The sequence below is a fragment of the Rathayibacter sp. Leaf299 genome, from assembly GCF_001423055.1.
Taxonomy (GTDB): Bacteria; Actinomycetota; Actinomycetes; order Actinomycetales; family Microbacteriaceae; genus Rathayibacter; species Rathayibacter caricis.
In genome coordinates this window covers 260,463-278,243 of sequence record NZ_LMNT01000002.1, presented here as the reverse complement: position 1 = coordinate 278,243, position 17,781 = coordinate 260,463, and the positions used below count along the sequence as shown (strand labels likewise).

The following is a 17,781-nucleotide window of genomic DNA, read 5'->3' as shown; positions in this document are numbered from 1 at the left end:
CGACGAGAACCCGCTCCCGCCGGAGTCCAGCACTGCTGGATCGCCGGTGGGGGCGGGTTCTCGTCGTTCGCGGGGAGCGCTAGGCGCTCGGACGGCCGACCATGCCGGTCGGCACTCCCCAGATGGAGTGGATGCGCACCGGTGCGTTCGGGTTCGGCGCCTCGATGATCTGGCCGTTCCCGAGGTAGATGGCGACGTGGTAGTAGTCGCCCGCCGATCCCCAGAAGATCAGGTCGCCGCGCTGACGCTCGCCGTAGGGCACCAGCTTCCCGTCGCCGGCCATGGTGTTGTACTGGTTCGTCGCGGAGTGCGTGCCGATGTAGACGCCCGCGGTGGCGTACGACTGCTTGGTCAGGCCGGAGCAGTCCCAGACGTCCGGGCCCATGCCGCCGAGCACGTAGCGCTCGCCGAGCTGCGCGGACGCGTACGAGATGGCGGTCTCGACGGCGTTCGTCTGCGGCGGTCCGACGGGGGCGGGAGCCGGAGCCGGTGCGGGCGCCGGGGCCGGAGCGGGCTGGACGGGCGCCGGAGCCTGGACGGGCGGCGGCGCCGGCTGGACGGGCGCCTGGACGGGAGGCGGCGGGGGCTGAGAAGGCGCAGGCGCCTGCACGGGCGGCGCCGGCTGGGCGGGCGGCTGCACGGGCTGCTGCACAGGGGCCTGAACCGGCGGCTGCTGCGGCGGTGCCGCCGGTCGCGACGGCGTGGCGCCCACCGGAGCGGTCACGACGGGAGCGGGACGCGAGTCCTCCTCCGTTGCCGCGGCCTCGGCATCGGCCTGCGCGCGCGCCGCGGCGGCTGCTGCGGCGGCCTCGGCGCGCTTCTGCTGCTCGCCCGCGAGGAACGCGGTCTCGACCTCGACCGTGGAGTCCTTGAGCAGGGCGAGCTGCGCGATCAGCTCGGAGGACTTCGCCTCCTGCACGGCCAGAGCCGACCGGGCGGACTCGGCGGCGGAATCGGCCGTCGCGCGGGCGCGGTCCGCCTCGTCCGAGAGCTTCCGGTGCTCGTCGACCGCCACGTCGGCCTGCTCGGCGAGCGACTCGGCGAGCTGCTTGTCGGCGAGCGCGTCGGCGTAGACCTTCTGCGACTGCTCCGACAGCTGCGACATGGCGCCGAGCTGGTAGAGCAGATCCCCGGCGTCCTCGCCGCGCGCGACGAGGCTCATCGAGAGGTCCCCGCCCGCGGCGCGGGAGAGGTGGGCGGCGAGCAGGCCCGCGCGCATCCTCGAGGTCTGCGCCTTCGTGGACGCCTCGACGGCGCGGTCCTCGAGATCGGTGACGGTCTGCGCGGCGGCGGCCAGCGCATCCGTCGCCTGGCGCCAGGTCTCGGCCTTGCGCATCGCCTCGACGGAGGTCTCGTCGACCGCGGTCTGGAGCCCCGCGACGAGCCCGGTGATCGAGTCGATCTCGGCCTGCTTCGCGGCCTCGTCGAGCTTGGCGTTCTGCACGTCGTCCCACGAGGGGTACTTCGGGTCGTCGGCCGTCGCGGGCGTGAGCCCGAAGGACGCCGTGATCGCCGTCACGGCGAAGGCGGCCGACACCGCGATCGGGAGGCGACCCTTCCAGGCCCGCTCGCGCGGTGCCGGGGTGAAGCTCCGAGCGGTGGTGCGGGGGTCAACCAAGTGTCACTCCTCGTGCGGCCATGAAGGGCTGGGCGTTGACGGCGGTGCCGTTGACGCGGGTCTCGTAGTGCAGGTGGCAGCCGGTCGATGCGCCGGTGGAGCCGACGGACGCGATCTGCTGACCCGCCTCGACCCGCTCGCCGACGCGCACGTAGATGCCGCCCGCGATGATGTGGGCGTAGCCGGTGCTGATGCCCTCGCCGTGGTTGATCTCGATCCAGTTGCCGTACGTGCCGAAGACGCCGGCGTAGGTGACCGTGCCGCTGTGCGCGGCGAAGATCGGGGTGCCGCAGGAGGCTGCGAGGTCGGTGCCGCGGTGGTACGAGCTGGTCGAGCCGCCGCCGGTCGAGAGGCTGCTGCGCGGGCCGAAGGTGCCGGTGATCCGTCCGTTGACGGGCTCCACCCAACCGGAGTCGCTGACCGCGGTCGATCCGCCGCCCGCGGAGGGCGCCGGTGCGGTGTAGTTCGAGCCGCCCGTGCTCGGGCGCGATGCAGCTGCTGCGGCAGCGGCGGCGCGGGCCGCTGCGGCGGCGATCCGCTGAGCCTCGGCGGCGGCCTGACGCGCGGCGGCCTCCTCGGCGAGCTTGCGCTGGCGCTCGGCCTCCCGCGCCGCGACTCCGGCCTGGTACTCGGCGACGGTGCGCGACTCGGTGTCGCGGAGTGCGGCGAGCTGCTGCTCGAGCACGATGCCCTGCTGCTGCTGCTCGGCGAGGACCGACTCCGACGCCTGCTGGGCCGCCGTGGCCTCGGCCAGTGCGGCCTCGGCCGACTGCCGGAGGCGCTCGCGCTCGCTGCGGGCGACCTCGGCCTGGTCGGCCAGCGAGGACGCCGTGTTGCGGGCCGTGCTCGCCTGCTCGTAGATCGCGTTCGAGCGCTCGACGAGCTTGGTCATGTTGCCGATGCGGCCGAGCAGGTCCTCGGACCCGCCGCTCTCGCCCTCGAGGAAGATGTTGACCGACAGGTCCGTGCCCGTGGTGCGGTAGAGCTGCGCGGCGAGGAGGCCGGCCTGCTGCGAGGCGGCGTCGGCCTCGTCGGCGCTCTCGGTCGCGCGGGCGTCGAGCCCGGCGGCCTTGTCCGCGGCCTCGTCGAACTTCTCCTGCGCCGCGAAGTACTCGGCACCCCGCTCCTCGGCGAGCTGCTGAGCGGCGGCGACCTCGTCCTGGAGGTCGGCGATCAGCGAGGTGATGCTGTCGACCTGGGCGGCCGCGGCGGCGGTGTCGCCCTTGGCGGCCTCCACATCGGCCCACGTCGGGTACTCGACGGCCTGGGCCGGAGTGGCGACCAGGAGCCCGGCGACCAGCGCGAGGGTCGCCGACGCGAGAGCCGTGGCGCGCAGTCGCCCGAGCCGTGGCGCGGCCGACGACGGTGCGGGGCTGCGGCGGCGCGGGAGAGAGAGCATGGGACCTCGGGGTTGCAGGGGGAGCCGGAGTCCGGACAGGCGGAGGTGACCGCCACCGGGGGAAGGGCAATTCCGACCAACCCTAACCAAGCCCCTACCGGTATGCCTAGGGACCGGGCAACCCCGGACGGGGTTCGTGGCGTGTGCGGAACGTTCGGATTTTGCATCCGGGGCGATCATCCGTATGCTTGCGTGTCGGTAGTCATGGTGGGGTCGGCCGCAGGGTCAGCCCTGCAGCTTCCGGCCCCATCGTTTAGTGGCCTAGGACGCCGCCCTTTCACGGCGGTAGCACGGGTTCGAATCCCGTTGGGGTCACGAAGACGACACCGAGAAGATCCGGTCGGAGACGACCGGGGTGAAAATCGAATAGCCTCGAAGGCAGTATGCTTGTCTTCGCAACGAGGCCCTGTAGCGCAGCTGGTTAGCGTGCCGCCCTGTCACGGCGGAGGTCGCGGGTTCAAGTCCCGTCAGGGTCGCAAAGGGGCCCTTCCGAGAGGAAGGGCCTTTTTCAGCGGCGTACTCGTCGCAACGGCTCTGTAGCTCAGTTGGTAGAGCGCACGACTGAAAATCGTGAGGTCACGGGATCGACGCCCGTCGGAGCCACGGAAACCCTCGCCTAGCTTCTACATGGCGGGGGTTTCTCTCGTTTCCCGGGACGTTCGCGGGGCTCGCCCGCCGCGCCGTTCGCCCAGGGTCGCTGCGTAGCCTGGTGAGGCCATGAATCCCGCCGCCTTCCCGCCGCCCGATCCCTCGACCGTCGCTCCCGAGGAGCCCGCGGTCGTCTCCACCGGCGGATGGCCGGCCCCGCACCAGGCCTTCGAGCCGCAGCCGTCGGTCGATGCGCCGTACTCGTCTCTCCTCTACCTCCCCGATCCGCGGGTGCGCTGGGGGCTGCCGACGGCAGTGCTGACCATCGCCGGGATCGTGCTGCCGCTCGCGGTGCTGATCGTGCTGTTCGGGCTCGGCGTGCTCCCCTACTCCCCCGCGCTGGCCTTCGCCGGTGCGTTCGGCAGCTACCTCATCGGGCTCGTCGTGCCGGTGCTCGCCTCCCGGCTGCGCGGGCTGAAGTCGCTCGCCCGCGACTACGGGCTGACGTTCCGCTGGATCGACGTGCCGATCGGCATCGGGCTCGGGATCGCCGTGCGGATCGTGATCGTCCTCGTGCTGATCGGGTTCTCGCCGTTCCTCCAGGAGGCGCAGGGCAACCTCGCGCTCGAGCCCGACCCGGTGTGGTTCGTGCTGAGCTCGGTGGTCATCCCCGTCGTCGTCGCGCCGATCGTCGAGGAGATCCTGTGCCGCGGCGTCGTGATGCGGGCGGTGCGCAACCGGATGCTGCGGACGAAGGCCGAGGCCGCTCCTCCGACGCGGGGGCGGCGCATCTGGGCGGCGGTCTTCAGCATCGTCGCGTCGACCCTCGTCTTCGCGCTGCTGCACGGGCACCAGATGGTGAACCCGGCGACCATCGTGACGCTCGGAGTGACGACCGTCGTCGCGGGGCTCGCCCACGGCTGGATCGCGACGGCGACCGGGCGGCTGGGCGCGGCGATCATCTCGCACGCGACGCTGAACGGCAGCGCGGTGCTGCTGCTGGTGCTGGTGACAGCGCTGGGCTGAGCGGGATCGACCCCGAGCACCGCTACCACCCGAGCCCCGGCAACGGCTCGACGTGCATCTGGACGACAGCGTCAGCGCATCGACTCGGGGCCGCTGCGAAACACCCCGAAGAGCAGACGACCTCGCCTTGTGCCTCGTCGGCGCGCGGGAGTAGCTTCAGCCCCATCGAGCGCCGACGCTCACCCGGGCACTGGCGCACACCCTCGTTCAGGAGAGCGTCATGAGCTGGTTCGGCGATTTGTTGAAGCGTGCGAGCACGACGGCTCCCACGGACTGGACGTTCCTGCGCGACCTCGCGGATCCGGGCTCGGACGTCGCCGACAAGGCGTTCGTCACTGACGAGCACTACGTCGAAGTGTGGATCGAGTCGGCGCGGCTGGAGGCAGGGCGCCGCTGGTTCTCGAGATTCAGCGCAACGGTCTACAGCTCAGTGACTCTCGCAACCGAAGGAGCGGAGAGTGCGCACGCATTAGGAATGCACACTCCCAGCGAGGAACTGCAGAAGGATGACCGCGACAGGGTGCTTCTGGTGAGCAAACGGGTTCTGCCGGCGGTTCCCTGGCGGGGCGGCGTGCTCGACCTCGAGCTCGGACTCTTCTCGGTCAACCACGGGGACCTCATCACCCCGGTGCTGAAATACGTCACCAGCGTTGCTTCGAAGGCAGGCATCAGCGTGGCGGTAGCTGTCGATCCTTTCGTTCCACTGGTGACCGAAGGGCTGGGCATCATCGCCGGACAGACCAGCGAGACTCAAGTCGAGATCGGCCTGGACACGAGCCTGCCGCTCACGAAGTCGGGCTACTACGCTGTCGTGGCCGCTCCACGAACCGATATCGGTGATCGCTCATTGGTCATCGATCCCGACGACATGAGACTCGAGTTCCCAGATGGAGAACGGCTCGCTGCCGGCTACTGCGTGTTCTCCATCCGCCGCGTCGAGCAGAACTCTGAATGGGCGAGCATTCCGGATCTGAAGAAGAGTTGGGCGTCCATCGCCACCGCGGTCGTCGAGCGGGAACAGGCGAGGGCGTACGACGCGTTGGATAATTTCCGGTCAGTGCTGGCGTTCGATCCGAACCTGGTTCAGAAAGACAAGGACGCACTGTTGAGGAAGGCGAAGGAGCGTGTCGATGGAGCCTTCGCCCCTTCGCCGAACTGGGCGCCCCAGCAGCAGCCGGACCTCGAGCCGCTGGATTCACTCGATCTCTACAGCGCCGAGGCCTGACGACTCGAGCAGTGCTGCGGGTCAGACGTCGAGGGCGCGCAGGGGCGGGCGCTCGATCGGGAGCTCGCCGCGGACCTGCCGGTGCAGGCGCTCCATGTCGGCGTCGAGGGCCGCGGCGGTGCGGGCGGCGTCGGCCAGGCCGTCGAGCAGCTCGGAGGGCACCTGGCGGTCGTACTTGTAGTAGATCTTGTGCTCGAGGCTGGCCCAGAAGTCCATCGCGATGGTGCGGAACTGGACCTCGACGCAGACGTCGACGGAGCCTCCCGAGAGGAACACCGGCACCTCGACGATCGCGTGCAGGCTCTTGTAGCCGTTCTCCTTCGGCGACGCGATGTAGTCCTTCACCTCGAGGACGGTCACGTCGGACTGCGAGGTGAGCAGCTCGAAGACGCGGTAGACGTCCGAGACGAAGCTGCAGGTGATCCGCACGCCCGCGATGTCGGTGATCGCTCCCGCGATGCCCTCGAAGGTGGTGTCGCAGCCCTTGCGCTCGATCTTCTCGATGAGGCTGTCGGCCGACTTCAACCGGCTCGAGACGTGCTCGATGGGGTTGTACTCCTGCAGCTCGCGGAACTCCTCCTGCAGGATCGACACCTTGGTGACGATCTCGTCCATGCCGAACTTGTACTGGAGCATGAACCGCGCGAAGTCGTCGCGCAGCGCCCGGATCTCGGCGACGGTGCCCGCGTCGAGCGCCTGCGCCCCGGCGTCCGAGAGCGGAGGGACGGGCGAGGGGTCGGGCGAGCGCGGATCCACAGTCGGACACCCTACGCGGACCCGCCCGCCGGGCCGGTGTGAGGTCGGCATGGATCCCCTCACGGCCGCTGCCGCGATACTGAATGCCGTGAGCACCGCCGACTCCGCCGCCGCGCCTGCTGCCGCCTTCCCCCCGCCCGATCCGGACACCCTGGTGCCCGGGCGGCCGCCGCGGCGCCGACTCTCGCGCACGGGACGCCGGGTGGTCGCGGGCGGTGCGGCCCTCCTCCTGCTGGCCGGCGGGGGCACGACCGCGGTCCTCGTCCGCGACGCGCTGTCGGAGCAGAGGTACGAGGAGGCGGCGGAGCGGTTCGAGCGGACCGCCGCCGAGCACGATCGTGCGGCGGCCTCGTGGCAGGCGCTCGAGGACTCGGTGGAGGGCGAGACGGCCGACATCCGGCCGGCGCTCGACGAGGCGGGCGACGCGGCCGTCGATCCCGCCGCCCGGGACGCGTACCGAGCGGCGATCGACGCCGTCGTGGACGCGGCGGACGACGTGCCGGTCGCCGAGCCGGCGACGGCCGATGCCTCCGAGGCTCCGGAGGGCGCGGACGAGCGCTTCGCCGCGGCCGACGCTCTCGACTCCGACTCCGACGCGCTCGCCTCCGAGGCCGCCGACCAGGACGAGCAGCGGGAGCGCATCCGCCCCCTGCTCGCCGCCGTGACGGACGCCGCGACCGCGTTCACGGAGAGCACCGCGGCGACGGCCGACGCGCTGGTGGCGAGCAGCACCGCGGCGTCGCGCCAGTCGCGCTGGCTCGTCGAGCGGGCGCTCTACGGCTACGGCTCCGAGCGGGCGGCGGTGCGCCTCTCGGAGCCCACCGCTCTGCGGGCCTACCTCGCGCAGGCCGAGGTGATGCGGGTGTCGCAGGAGGAGGGGCTCGCCGAGCGCGCCGCCCCGGACTGGCCGCGGAAGCAGCAGGTGCTCGACTTCGCCGACTCGATCTCGGGCGGCGTCCCGATCGACATCGAGTGGCGCGAGAGCATCGAGATCGCCGGCACGGCCTACGGCGACCGCGACTCCGGTGCGGGGCTCGCGACGTGGAGTCTGCAGGAGGGCGCGCCGTCGCAGATCCAGCTCACCGAGAGCATCCAGCGCTACTGGGACGCGAGCTGGACGGTGGGCCTGGTCGCGCACGAGGTCGGCCACTCCATCACGTCGAAGGAGAGCTGCTACGACCTGTACCGCGCGGCGCCGTTCGACGGCGACGACGAGAAGTGGGCGACGGCGTGGGCGCTCTCGCTGGGGTACACCGACGGGTCGGGCGTCGAGCCGTACGGCTACCCGGGCGAGGACGCGATCGCGGTCGCCGCGGGATGCCGCTGACGCGTCCTAGCCTGGAGCGATGAGCTCCGAGCCGCGTCCGCTGCGCTACTGCGCGTTCGTCATGAACACCGCCTCCCACATCCAGCACGGGCTGTGGCGGCATCCGGAGGCGCGGCAGCACGAGTTCGACGACGTGCAGCTGTGGATCGACCTCGCCCGGACGCTGGAGCGCGGACGGTTCGACGCGATGTTCTTCGCCGACGTCGCCGGACTCTACGGCCCGGCGGACGGCGACTGGGAGGTCAACGCCCGCGAGGGGCTGCAGCTGCCGAGCAACGATCCGTCGGTGCTGCTCTCGGCCCTCGCGGTGAGCACCGAGCACCTCGGCTTCGCCTTCACCAGCTCGGTGCTGCAGTCGCATCCGTTCGACTTCGCGCGGAAGGTCTCGACCCTCGACCACCTCTCGAAGGGGCGGATCGGCTGGAACATCGTCACGAGCGCGCTCGACGGCGCCGCGCGCAACTTCGGCTACGACCGGCTCGAGGAGCACGACGAGCGCTACGCGTGGGCACAGGAGTACCTCGACGTCGTCTACAAGCTGTGGGAGGGGTCGTGGGACGACGGCGCGCTGCTCCGCGACAAGTCGGGCGCGTTCGCCGACGCGTCCCACATCCACCGCATCGACCACGTCGGGAAGCGCTACCGCGTGCAGGGCCCGCACCTGTCGGCTCCGTCGCCGCAGCGCACGCCCGTGCTGTTCCAGGCCGGCTCCTCCCCTGCCGGTCGGCGCTTCGCCGCGCGCAACGCGGAGGCGCAGTTCGTCTTCTCGGGGTCGCCCGAGAAGACCCGCGAGCTGATCGCCGACACCCGCCGTCTCGCCGCGGAGGCGGGGCGCGAGGCCGACGTGCCGGCTTTCTACCTCGGTCTGTCGTTCATCACGGGCGACACGGAGGAGGAGGCCCGCCGGGCCGAGCGCGAGATCGACGAGTACCTGTCGTCGGACGCGTTCCTCCTGCACTCGAACCTCGGCTTCGATCCGAAGACGGGTGAGAAGCTCGACCCGGACTTGCCCCTGTCGGCGATCGAGACCTACGCCGGCCAGAGCCACCTGCAGTGGATCCGCGACGCCTCGCCCGACCGCGAGCCGACGGTGCGCGATCTCGCGCGGCTGTCGGCGAAGCTCCGCGGCCGCGTGGTCGGCACTCCGGAGCAGATCGCCGACCACTTGGGCGAGTGGCGCGACTCCGGCATCGACGGGATCAACGTCGTGAACTGGATCCTGCCGGGGAGCTACGAGGAGTTCGTCGACCGGGTGATGCCGGTGCTGCAGGAGCGCGGCCTCGCGCAGACGGAGTACGCGGAGGGCACGCTGCGGCGGAAGCTGTTCGGCACCGACGAGCTGCCGTCGACGCATCCGGCGCGGGCCTACCGGGGCGCATTCGCCTGACGTCGGACCGGCCGCACTCCGTCGGGAGGGGGAGGGATCCGGACGCCGGCCCGCCTACCGTGGAGCGATGACCACTCTGCCGGGCACCGTCTTCTTCTCGCTGTACATCGTCGTCGTGGTGGTGGGCGCGGTGCTCGCCGTGGTCCTCGTGGTGCTGCTGTGCCGCCTCGCGATCGCCGCCCGCGAGACGCTGCAGACCACGACGCGACTCCGCGAGCTGCAGATCGTGCGGCTGCTCGAGGAGGAGGGCGACGGGGTTCCGCCGCAGAACCTGAGCTGAGAGGAAGGGATGTCGCCTGACAGGCGACAGACCCCCATCTCAGCAGACGTTCTGCGCAGCGGTCGGCGTCCCCTTCCCGTGCGCGGCGGGCGGGACGAGGATGTGCGCATGATCGACATCGAGAACTGGATCGCCGGCTACGAGACGGCGTGGGCGAGCGACGACCCCGCCGACATCGCCGCGCTCTTCACCGAGGACGCCGAGTACTTCACGGCCCCGCACCGCGACGCGATCACTCCGCGCGACGCGATCGTGGAGTGGTGGCGAGCGGAGTCGGAGCCGGCCGAGCCGACCTTCGCGTGGGGTCTCGTCGCGCTGACGGACGAGACGGCCGTGGTGCAGGGGCGGACCGTGTACCCGGGGGCGGAGACGTACCTGAACCTGTGGATCATCCGCTTCGCCCCGGACGGGCGGGCGTGCTCGTTCACGGAGTGGTTCATGGAGGAGCCGGCGGACTCGGTCTCCTGAGGGGCGCGGCTGCTGGAGGTCGCGAGACGCCGCTGCGCGGCTACTCGACCAGCAGGAGGCTCGCTGATCGAGTAGCGGCCGCAGGACGCGAACCGAGATCCGGCCGCAGGGCAGGGGTCAGAGCTGGGCGCCCGGGACGGCGAAGGTGTCGCAGTCGACGGCGTCGCCCTCGAAGCCGGCCTCGAACCAGCGCTGGCGCTGCTCGGCCGAGCCGTGGGTCCAGCCCTCGGGGTCGACCGTGCCGGTCGCCTGCTCCTGGATCCGGTCGTCGCCGACGGCCGCCGCCGCGCCCAGGGCGTCCTGGTACTCCTGCGCGGTGACCGGCTTGAGGTAGGGCGTGCCCGTCTCGTCGGGCACCGTCGAGGCGTCGCCGACCCACGCGCCGGCGAAGCAGTCGGCCTGCAGCTCGAGGCGCACCGAGTCGGAGTCGGGGCCGGTGCCGGAGCGGTCGGCCGACTCCATCGCGCCGGTCAGGTTCTGGATGTGGTGGCCCCACTCGTGGGCGAGGATGTACATCTGCGCGAGCGATCCGCCCGAGGTGTCGAACCGGGTCCGCAGCTCGTCGAAGAACTCGGTGTCGAGGTAGATCGTCTGGTCCGGCGGGCAGTAGAACGGTCCGACGGCCGCCGTCGCGCCGCCGCATCCGGTGCTCGTCTCGGTGTCGAAGACGATGACACCGCCCGGAGTCGTGTAGGTCGCGCCGATCGTGCCGGTCGCGGTGCCCCAGTAGCGGTCGAGCGACTCGGCGGCACCCTCGAGGCGGCAGTCGACCTCGGCGTTGGCGTCGGCGCCGCTGTCGCAGGCGACCGCGGTGCTGGTGATCTGCTCGGGCGACGTGCCGCCCCCGCCGACCAGACCGCCGAGCCCCGAGAGATCCACGCCGAGCAGCTGCGACAGCAGCGCGAGCACGACGACGACGCCCGCGCCGCCGCCGACGGCGATGCCCGTGGTGCGTCCGCGCCGGCGGACCTTGCCGCCGCTGAGCTGGGAGTCGTCGTTGAAGGTCATGCGGTCACGGTAGTGCTCCGGCGCCGCCCGCCGCCGGGGCTTGCGGAGGGGCGGCTCAGCCCCAGCGCGACTCGCTCGTGGCGCGGATGATCTCGAGCAGCGCGTCGCGCAGAGGCCCGTGCTCGAGGCTGCCCGGGAACATGTCGACCTCGAGCCGGTGCGCGCGCTGCCACGCCTCGGTGCCCTTCGCGGTCAGCGAGACGAGCTGGCGGCGGCGGTCGGCGGGGTCGCTCCTGCGCTCCACGTGACCCTCGCGCTCGAGCCGCTCGATGGTGCGCGACATGGTCTGCACCTCGACGTGGGCCGACGCGGCGAGCGCCTTCTGCGCCACGGGACCCTCCTGCAGCAGGTGGAGGACGATGAGGCCCGCGTGGGTCAGGCCGATCTCGGCGAGCGCGCCGTGCCAGGCGTGCTCGACCATCCGGGACGCCGTCGACAGCAGCCGGCCCGTGGGCCAGCTGTCCATCTCCGAGGCGGCGTCCGGGCGCATCCGCTCAGGATAGACCCGGCCGCCGGCCCCCTCGGCTCACTCCGCGAAACGGTCGGTCGCCTCGATGAGCGCGTCCAGGATGCCCGGCTCGTCGAACGCGTGGCCGGCGTCGGCGATGAGGTGGAAGTCGGCCTCGGGCCACACGCGGTGCAGGTCCCAGGCGGTGAACGCGGGGGTGCACATGTCGTAGCGGCCCTGGACGATGACCGCGGGGATGCGGCGCAGCACCTCCGCGTCGCGGATCAGCTGCCCCTCCTCGAACCAGCCCTTGTGCACGAAGAAGTGGTTCTCGATCCGCGCGAAGGCGAGCGCGAAGGCGGGATCGGACCAGGCCTCGATCATCTCGGGCTTCTGCAGGAGCGAGATGGTCGACGCCTCCCAGGTGGTCCAGGCGACGCCGGCCGGGCCGTGCACGGCCGGGTCCTCGTCGTGCAGGAGGCGATAGTACGCCTCGATGAAACTGCCGCGCTCGGAGGCTGGGACGACCGCGGTGTAGGACTCCCAGAGGTCGGGGTAGACGGCCGCCGCGCCGCCCTCGTAGAACCACTCGAGCTCGGCGCGGCGCAGGGTGAAGATTCCGCGGAGGACGATCTCGCTGACCCGATCCGGGTGCGTCTCGGCGTACGCGAGGGCGAGGGTCGAGCCCCAGGAGCCGCCGAGGACGAGCCAGGTGTCGATGCCGAGGTGCTCGCGCAGGCGCTCGATGTCGCCGACGAGGTACCAGGTGGTGTTCGTCGAGAGGTCCGCACCGGGCTCGCTCGCGTGCGGGGTCGAGCGTCCGCACATCCGCTGGTCGACGAGGACGATGCGGTACTTCGCGGGATCGAAGAGGCGGCGGTGGGCGGGCGAGGTGCCGGCGCCGGGGCCGCCGTGCAGGAACACGACGGGCTTGCCGTCAGGGTTGCCCGAGACCTCCCAGTAGACGGAGTGGCCGTCGCCGACGTCGAGCATGCCCGATTCGTAGGGCTCGATCTCGGGGTAGAGGGTGCGCATGATCGGCACTCTACGGAGTCGCAGTGGCGCGTTCGGCGATCTCGGCGGCGCGGTGCGGGATCGACCGGGCGCGGCGGTGCCTCCGCTCGATCGCCTGACCGGCGTAGGCGGCGGCCACGATCAGGGCGGCGCCGAGGGCACCGAGAGGCCCGATCGCCTCGCCCGCGAGTACCGTGCCGACCAGCAGCGCCCAGACCGGCTCGGTCCCCATCAGGATGCTCGCCCGCGACGCGGAGGTGCGCCGCACCGCCCAGAGCTGCACGACGAAGGCGAAGACCGAGCAGAGCAGACCCAGGAAGAGCACGTTCCCCCAGTCCGCCGCGTCGAGAGCGGCTGCCGCGGCCGGGAGGGAGGGGCCGGCGATGAGCGAGAACGCGACGGCGCAGACGAGCATCTGCACGAGCACCACGCCGAGCGTGCCGTCGGAGCGCCCCCTGGTCAGGTGCCCGCTCGCCGTGACGTGGACGGCGCGGACCACCGCGGCGGCGATCACCAGCGCATCACCCGGGGCGGGCGCACGGAGGCCGCCGTCCGAGACGAGCAGCGCCACTCCGACCACGGCCGCGACCGCGGCGACGAAGAACGAGCGCGGGAGCCAGGAGCGGGACGCGAGGCCCTCGAGCACCGGGGTCATCACCAGCGCGAGGCTGATCAGCAGGCCCGCGTTGGTGGCGGAGGTGAGGTGCACTCCCCAGGTCTCGAGGCCGATCACCGCGGCCTGCGAGCAGCCCAGCAGCGCGGCGATCGCGAGTCCCCGGCCGCGAGGGAGCCGCTCGCGGCGCGCGACGCAGAGCAGACCGGTCGCCGCCGCGGCGACGAGGAAGCGGAGGCCGACGGCCGCGGGCACACCGGTCTCGGCGGCCAGGTCCTTCGCTGCGAGGAAGCTCGCTCCCCAGACCGCGGCGACGCCGAGCAGGAGCAGATCGGCAACGGTGTCGGCGGAGCGGCGTGACGGCATGGGGCTACTGTCGAGGCCTGGACGATGAAGAACAACGGGCATCATCTTGATCGACGATGAAGGGAACGCTCATGGATCCGGCACGACTCCGTCTCCTCCGCGAGCTCGGCGACCGCGGGAGCGTCGCCGCCGTCGCCGCGGCGCTGCACGTCAGCGCCTCGGCCGTGTCGCAGCAGCTCGGCGCCCTGCAGGCCGGGATCCCGGTGCCGCTGACCGTGCGCAGCGGCCGCCGGCTCGTGCTGACCGAGGCAGGCGAGGCGCTGGCCGTTGCGGGTGCCCGCGTCGAGGAGGCGCTCGCCGAGGCCCGCGCGGCCGTCGGCTCGTTCCTCGAGCAGGACGACCGGCCCGTGCGCGTCTCGGCGTTCCACAGCGCCGGGCTCACGCTCTTCGGTCCGCTCCTGCGCGCCCTGGGCGAGGGCCAGCGGGTCGCGCTCGCCGACGCCGACGTCGCCCAGGACCGCTTCGCCGGGCTGACCGCCGATCACGACCTCGTGATCGCGCACCGCCTCGCCCACGATCCGGACTGGCCGACCGCGCGCCTCGTCGTCACTCCGCTGCTCGTCGAACCGCTCGACATCGCCCTGCACGCCGCGCACCCGCTCGCCGCGCAGTCGAGCATCCGGCCCGAGCAGCTCCGCGACGAACGCTGGATCTCGACGCACGAGGGCTTCCCCCTGGCGGGTGTGCTCGACCACCTCGGCGCGCTGGCGGGGCGGGCCCCGCGCATCGAGCACCGGATCAACGAGTTCTTCGTCGCCGCCGAGGTGGTCCGCACCGGCGCCGCGATCGCGGTCATGCCCCGGGTCACGGCGGCGGCGCTCGCCGTCGACGGCATGGTGCTGCGGCCGGTGGACGGAGTGGCGCTCGTCCGTCACGTGGACGTGCTCGCCCGGCCCGACGCGCTCGCGCACGCCCCGGCGCGGCGGGTGCTCGCGGTGCTGCAGGAGGTGTCCGCCCGCTGACTCCTACCGCGCACGCAGGACCCGCGCCTACGCTCGGCGGCATGAGCACGCAGCGCACGCCGGTGAAGGTCACGGTCACGGGAGCGGGGGGCGCCATCGGCTACGCCCTGCTGTTCCGCATCGCCTCGGGTCAGATGCTCGGGCCGGACGTGCCCGTGCGGCTGAACCTCCTCGAGATCCCGGCCGGGCTGCGCGCCGCCGCCGGGACGGCCCTCGAGCTGCAGGACGGGGCCTTCCCGCTCCTGGACGGGATCGAGGTGACGGACGACGCCGCCGCGGCCTTCGACGGTGCGAACGTCGCGTTGCTGGTCGGCGCCCGCCCGCGCTCGGCGGGGATGGAGCGGGCCGACCTGCTCGCGGCGAACGCGGGGATCTTCGGACCGCAGGGCGCCGCGCTGAATGCGCACGCCGCCGACGACATCCGGGTGCTGGTGGTCGGCAACCCGGCCAACACGAACGCCTGGATCGCCCGGGCGAGCGCCCCGGACATCCCGCACGGCCGCTTCACCGCGATGACCCGGCTCGACCACAACCGCGCAGTGGCGCAGCTGGCCGCGAAGCTGGATGCGCCGGTCGGCTCGGTCGCGGGCGTCGCGATCTGGGGCAACCACTCCGCCTCGCAGTACCCGGACGCCACGCACGCGAGCGTCGACGGGCGTCCGGTGACCGAGCTGGTCGACTCCGCGTGGCTGCACGACGAGTTCGAGCCGCGCGTCGCGAAGCGCGGCGCCGAGATCATCGAGGTGCGCGGCGCGTCCTCGGCGGCCTCGGCCGCATCCGCCGCGATCGACCACGTTCACGACTGGGTGACGGGGACCGACTGGACGTCGGCCGCCGTCGAGTCGGACGGGTCCTACGGAGTGGAGGAGGGGCTGATCTCGTCGTTCCCGGTCCGCTCGGTCGACGGCGAGTGGCGGATCGTCGAGGGGCTCGAGATCGACGAGTACTCGCGGCGCAAGATCGACGAGTCGGTGCTGGAGCTGCGGGCCGAGCGCGACGCAGCGCAGGCGTACCTGCGGCACTGAGTCCGGGGCCCCGAGCCCGCCCCGCGCTCAGTGCCGCGGCGCCTTCTCGGGACGCGGGAGGGTGCCGTCGGCGCGGGCCGCCTCGTACCAGGCGCGCGCCTCCTCCTGCCGCGTCTGCTCGGCACCGGTCGCGATCGCCGCGCGCAGGTGCTCGGGGCCGTACCCGAACGCCGCGACGAGGGCGCCGGCGTGCGGGCGGAGGCGGGCCAGCAGCCGGTCGATGTAGGAGGTCACCGCGACGGCGCGCTGCGACGAGAGCCGGCCGTGCAGCAGGTACCAGTCGAGGTGCTCCTCGATCAGGCCGAGGCCGAACAGGTCGCGGAGCCACGTCAGGACGGTGCGGGTGCCCTCGTCCTCGATCCGGGACAGCGCGTCGGTGAACGCCTCCCACTGGAGCAGCTGGGCGTGCGCGCGAGCCGCCTCGATCAGCTGGTCCTGGTGAGCGTTGAACAGGCGGGCCGCATCGTCGGCCGGGAGCTTCGACGCCGATCGGAGCCGCGACGCGATGCCCGAGACCATGGTCTCGACGCGGCCGGTGAGCAGCTCGCGCTGGTCCTCGCGGAGCTGACCGACGGAGCGGGCGGTGGATCCGCGGTCCGAGACGACCTGCGCGAGACGGCGGAGCCGCGAGGTGTCGACGGTCGCCTCCGCCACCTGCCCGACGGCGTAGCGCGCCAGCTCGGTGGGCTGGGCGTCCTTGAAGCGGCGCCCGACGTCGGTCAGCAGTCGCTTCGCGACGAGCTGCAGGAGCACGGTGTTGTCACCCTCGAAGGTGACGTAGACGTCGAGGTCGGCGCGCAGCTGCGTGAGCCGGTTCTCGGCGAGGAAGCCCGCTCCTCCGCAGGTCTCGCGCGCCTCCTGGAGGGTGTCGAGGGCGTGCCAAGTGGAGAGCGCCTTGAGGCCGGCGGCGAGGGTCTCGAGGTCCTGGCGCGACTCGTCGGTGTCGTTCGCGCCCGAGAAGACGTCGTCGAACGCGCGCAGGAGCGTGTCGTGCGCGAATCCGGCCGCGTAGGTCGTGGCGAGGCGCGGGAGCAGCCGGCGCTGGTGGCGCTGGTAGTCGAGGAGCACCTCCTCGCGCTCCCCTCCCCCGGTGAACTGCCGGCGCTGGTCGCCGTAGGTCACGGCGATCGCCAGGGCGATGCGGGAGGCGGCGACGGCGGCTCCGTCGAGCGAGACTCGGCCCTGCACGAGGGTGCCGAGCATGGTGAAGAAGCGTCGGCCGGGGCTCGCGATGGGCGAGGAGTAGGTGCCGTCGGCGGTGACGGAACCGTAGCGGTTCAGCAGGTTCTCACGGGGCACGCGGACGTGGTCGAAGTGCAGGCGGCCGTTGTCGATGCCGTTCAGACCGCCCTTCAGGCCGTCGTCCTCTCCGCCGATCCCGGGGAGGAACGCACCGGTCTCGTCGCGCAGGGGCACGAAGAACGCGTGGACGCCGTGGCCGACCCCGCGGGTGACGAGCTGGGCGAAGACGACGGCGGCGCGGCCGTCGATCGCGGCGTTGCCGAGGTAGTCCTTCCACGCCGCGCGGAATGGGGTGTTGAGCACGAAGTCGCCGGTCTGCTCGTCGAAGGTCGCGCTGGTCGCGATCGAGGCGACGTCGGAGCCGTGACCCGTCTCGGTCATCGCGAACGCGCCCGGGATCTCGAGGTTCATGATGCCCGGCAGCCACTTCTCGTGGTGCTCGCGGGTGCCGAGGTGCAGGACGGCCGCACCGAAGAGGCCCCACTGCACGCCGGACTTGATCTGCAGCGACGGGTCGGCGGTGACCAGCTCCTCGAAGCCGGCGATGTTGCCGCCGTGATCGGCGCCTCCGCCGAGGTCGGCCGGGAACGCGCGCAGCACGCCCTTCTCGGCGGCGAGGAGGCGCATCTGCTGCGTCACCCGCGCGCGGTGCTCGGCCATGGGGAGGCCGGCCTCGCCGTGGAGCTCGGGGCGAGCGGTCAGCGCGCGGGACGCGAGGCGCTGCTCCTTCCACTCGCCCAGCAGCAGCTCGCCGAGGGCGGCGACGTCGACGGAGGGCGAACCGTCCTCGTCGAGGCGGGCGTCGACCTCGGTTCCGAGCGCGTCGATCGGAGGAGTGGGCGCGATGGCCCCGGCGCGGGAGCGGCGCCGGCGGGACGTGCCGGTCGCGGCCTTCTCGGCGGCGTCCGCGGCGGAGCGGGGGCGGGGAGCAGTGGTGACCATGAGTGGAGGATCCCTTCGACCGGCCGCGTGCGACCGGAGCGGTGGGCCCGGTCGCTCCCCCGAAGCGTCGTGGATCAGGAGGCGGTC

The 17,781-nt window shown here is 72.3% G+C and carries 16 protein-coding genes and 3 tRNA genes; 11 read left to right on the top strand and 8 right to left on the bottom strand.

Annotated features, from left to right (window positions below; translation table 11 throughout):
- Positions 1-79: 79 nt before the first annotated feature.
- Together ASF48_RS08585 and ASF48_RS08580 are read right to left on the bottom strand one after the other, a co-directional pair.
- Positions 80-1,618: a C40 family peptidase gene (locus ASF48_RS08585; protein WP_157603111.1), complete on the bottom strand. Its 1,539-nt coding sequence runs from the start codon at positions 1,616-1,618 to the stop codon at positions 80-82.
- Positions 1,611-3,017 (bottom strand): peptidoglycan DD-metalloendopeptidase family protein, encoded by a 1,407-nt coding sequence (locus ASF48_RS08580; RefSeq protein WP_055789809.1) that lies wholly within the window; start codon positions 3,015-3,017, stop codon positions 1,611-1,613. The genes ASF48_RS08585 and ASF48_RS08580 overlap by 8 nt, the downstream gene beginning before the upstream one ends.
- 242 nt (positions 3,018-3,259) lie before the next feature.
- Here ASF48_RS08580 and ASF48_RS08575 point away from each other — a divergent pair.
- The 5 genes from ASF48_RS08575 to ASF48_RS08555 all read left to right on the top strand — a co-directional run bounded on the left by ASF48_RS08575 (position 3,260) and on the right by ASF48_RS08555 (position 5,856).
- Positions 3,260-3,332 (top strand) — tRNA-Glu (locus tag ASF48_RS08575).
- An 87-nt stretch (positions 3,333-3,419) separates the two neighbouring features.
- Positions 3,420-3,493: transfer RNA gene (locus ASF48_RS08570), tRNA-Asp, on the top strand.
- Between the two features lie 54 nt (positions 3,494-3,547).
- Positions 3,548-3,620 (top strand) — tRNA-Phe (locus ASF48_RS08565).
- 114 nt (positions 3,621-3,734) lie between these two features.
- Positions 3,735-4,631: a CPBP family intramembrane glutamic endopeptidase gene (locus ASF48_RS08560; protein WP_055789806.1), complete on the top strand. Its 897-nt coding sequence runs from the start codon at positions 3,735-3,737 to the stop codon at positions 4,629-4,631.
- Between the two features lie 220 nt (positions 4,632-4,851).
- Positions 4,852-5,856, top strand: a complete 1,005-nt coding sequence (locus ASF48_RS08555) for a hypothetical protein (protein WP_055789804.1) — start codon at positions 4,852-4,854, stop codon at positions 5,854-5,856.
- 21 nt (positions 5,857-5,877) lie between these two features.
- On the opposite strand, the gene ASF48_RS08550 is transcribed toward ASF48_RS08555, so the two are convergent.
- Positions 5,878-6,492 carry a GTP pyrophosphokinase gene (locus ASF48_RS08550; protein ID WP_235577235.1) on the bottom strand — a complete coding sequence of 205 codons (615 nt, stop codon included), beginning with the start codon at positions 6,490-6,492 and terminating at the stop codon, positions 5,878-5,880.
- A gap of 208 nt (positions 6,493-6,700) precedes the next feature.
- Between ASF48_RS08550 and ASF48_RS08545 the strand changes: the two genes are divergently transcribed.
- The 4 genes from ASF48_RS08545 to ASF48_RS08530 all read left to right on the top strand — a co-directional run bounded on the left by ASF48_RS08545 (position 6,701) and on the right by ASF48_RS08530 (position 10,074).
- Entirely contained in the window at positions 6,701-7,939 is a 1,239-nt protein-coding gene (locus ASF48_RS08545; protein WP_055789797.1) for a hypothetical protein, read from the top strand.
- A gap of 19 nt (positions 7,940-7,958) precedes the next feature.
- On the top strand, positions 7,959-9,326 hold the full coding sequence (locus tag ASF48_RS08540) for an LLM class flavin-dependent oxidoreductase (RefSeq protein ID WP_055789794.1): 1,368 nt from the start codon (positions 7,959-7,961) through the stop codon (positions 9,324-9,326).
- Positions 9,327-9,393: 67 nt separating this feature from the next.
- On the top strand, positions 9,394-9,606 hold the full coding sequence (locus tag ASF48_RS08535) for a hypothetical protein (protein ID WP_055789792.1): 213 nt from the start codon (positions 9,394-9,396) through the stop codon (positions 9,604-9,606).
- Between the two features lie 108 nt (positions 9,607-9,714).
- Complete coding sequence (locus ASF48_RS08530) at positions 9,715-10,074, top strand: nuclear transport factor 2 family protein (RefSeq protein WP_055789789.1); 360 nt, start codon at positions 9,715-9,717, stop codon at positions 10,072-10,074.
- A 117-nt stretch (positions 10,075-10,191) separates the two neighbouring features.
- On the opposite strand, the gene ypfJ is transcribed toward ASF48_RS08530, so the two are convergent.
- From ypfJ to ASF48_RS08510, 4 genes are read right to left on the bottom strand one after another with little or no spacing between them, the layout of a single operon-like run.
- Positions 10,192-11,082 (bottom strand): KPN_02809 family neutral zinc metallopeptidase, encoded by an 891-nt coding sequence (gene ypfJ, locus ASF48_RS08525; RefSeq protein WP_055789787.1) that lies wholly within the window; start codon positions 11,080-11,082, stop codon positions 10,192-10,194.
- A 55-nt stretch (positions 11,083-11,137) separates the two neighbouring features.
- The gene (locus ASF48_RS08520) at positions 11,138-11,572 is read right to left on the bottom strand and encodes a MarR family winged helix-turn-helix transcriptional regulator (protein ID WP_055789784.1); all 435 of its coding nucleotides are present in this window, start codon (positions 11,570-11,572) and stop codon (positions 11,138-11,140) included.
- 36 nt (positions 11,573-11,608) lie between these two features.
- Positions 11,609-12,565, bottom strand: coding sequence for a prolyl aminopeptidase (pip, locus tag ASF48_RS08515; RefSeq protein ID WP_055791403.1), 957 nt, complete (start codon positions 12,563-12,565; stop codon positions 11,609-11,611).
- Between the two features lie 10 nt (positions 12,566-12,575).
- Positions 12,576-13,523: a DMT family transporter gene (locus ASF48_RS08510; RefSeq protein WP_055789781.1), complete on the bottom strand. Its 948-nt coding sequence runs from the start codon at positions 13,521-13,523 to the stop codon at positions 12,576-12,578.
- 71 nt (positions 13,524-13,594) lie between these two features.
- On the opposite strand from ASF48_RS08510, the gene ASF48_RS08505 reads away from it, so the two are divergent.
- Entirely contained in the window at positions 13,595-14,485 is an 891-nt protein-coding gene (locus ASF48_RS08505) for a LysR family transcriptional regulator (RefSeq protein WP_055791399.1), read from the top strand.
- Positions 14,486-14,526: 41 nt separating this feature from the next.
- Positions 14,527-15,510: a malate dehydrogenase gene (locus ASF48_RS08500; protein WP_200930998.1), complete on the top strand. Its 984-nt coding sequence runs from the start codon at positions 14,527-14,529 to the stop codon at positions 15,508-15,510.
- A gap of 27 nt (positions 15,511-15,537) precedes the next feature.
- Here ASF48_RS08500 and ASF48_RS08495 read toward each other — a convergent pair whose 3' ends face one another.
- The gene (locus tag ASF48_RS08495; RefSeq protein ID WP_082481143.1) at positions 15,538-17,694 is read right to left on the bottom strand and encodes an acyl-CoA dehydrogenase family protein; all 2,157 of its coding nucleotides are present in this window, start codon (positions 17,692-17,694) and stop codon (positions 15,538-15,540) included.
- Positions 17,695-17,781 lie beyond the last annotated feature (87 nt).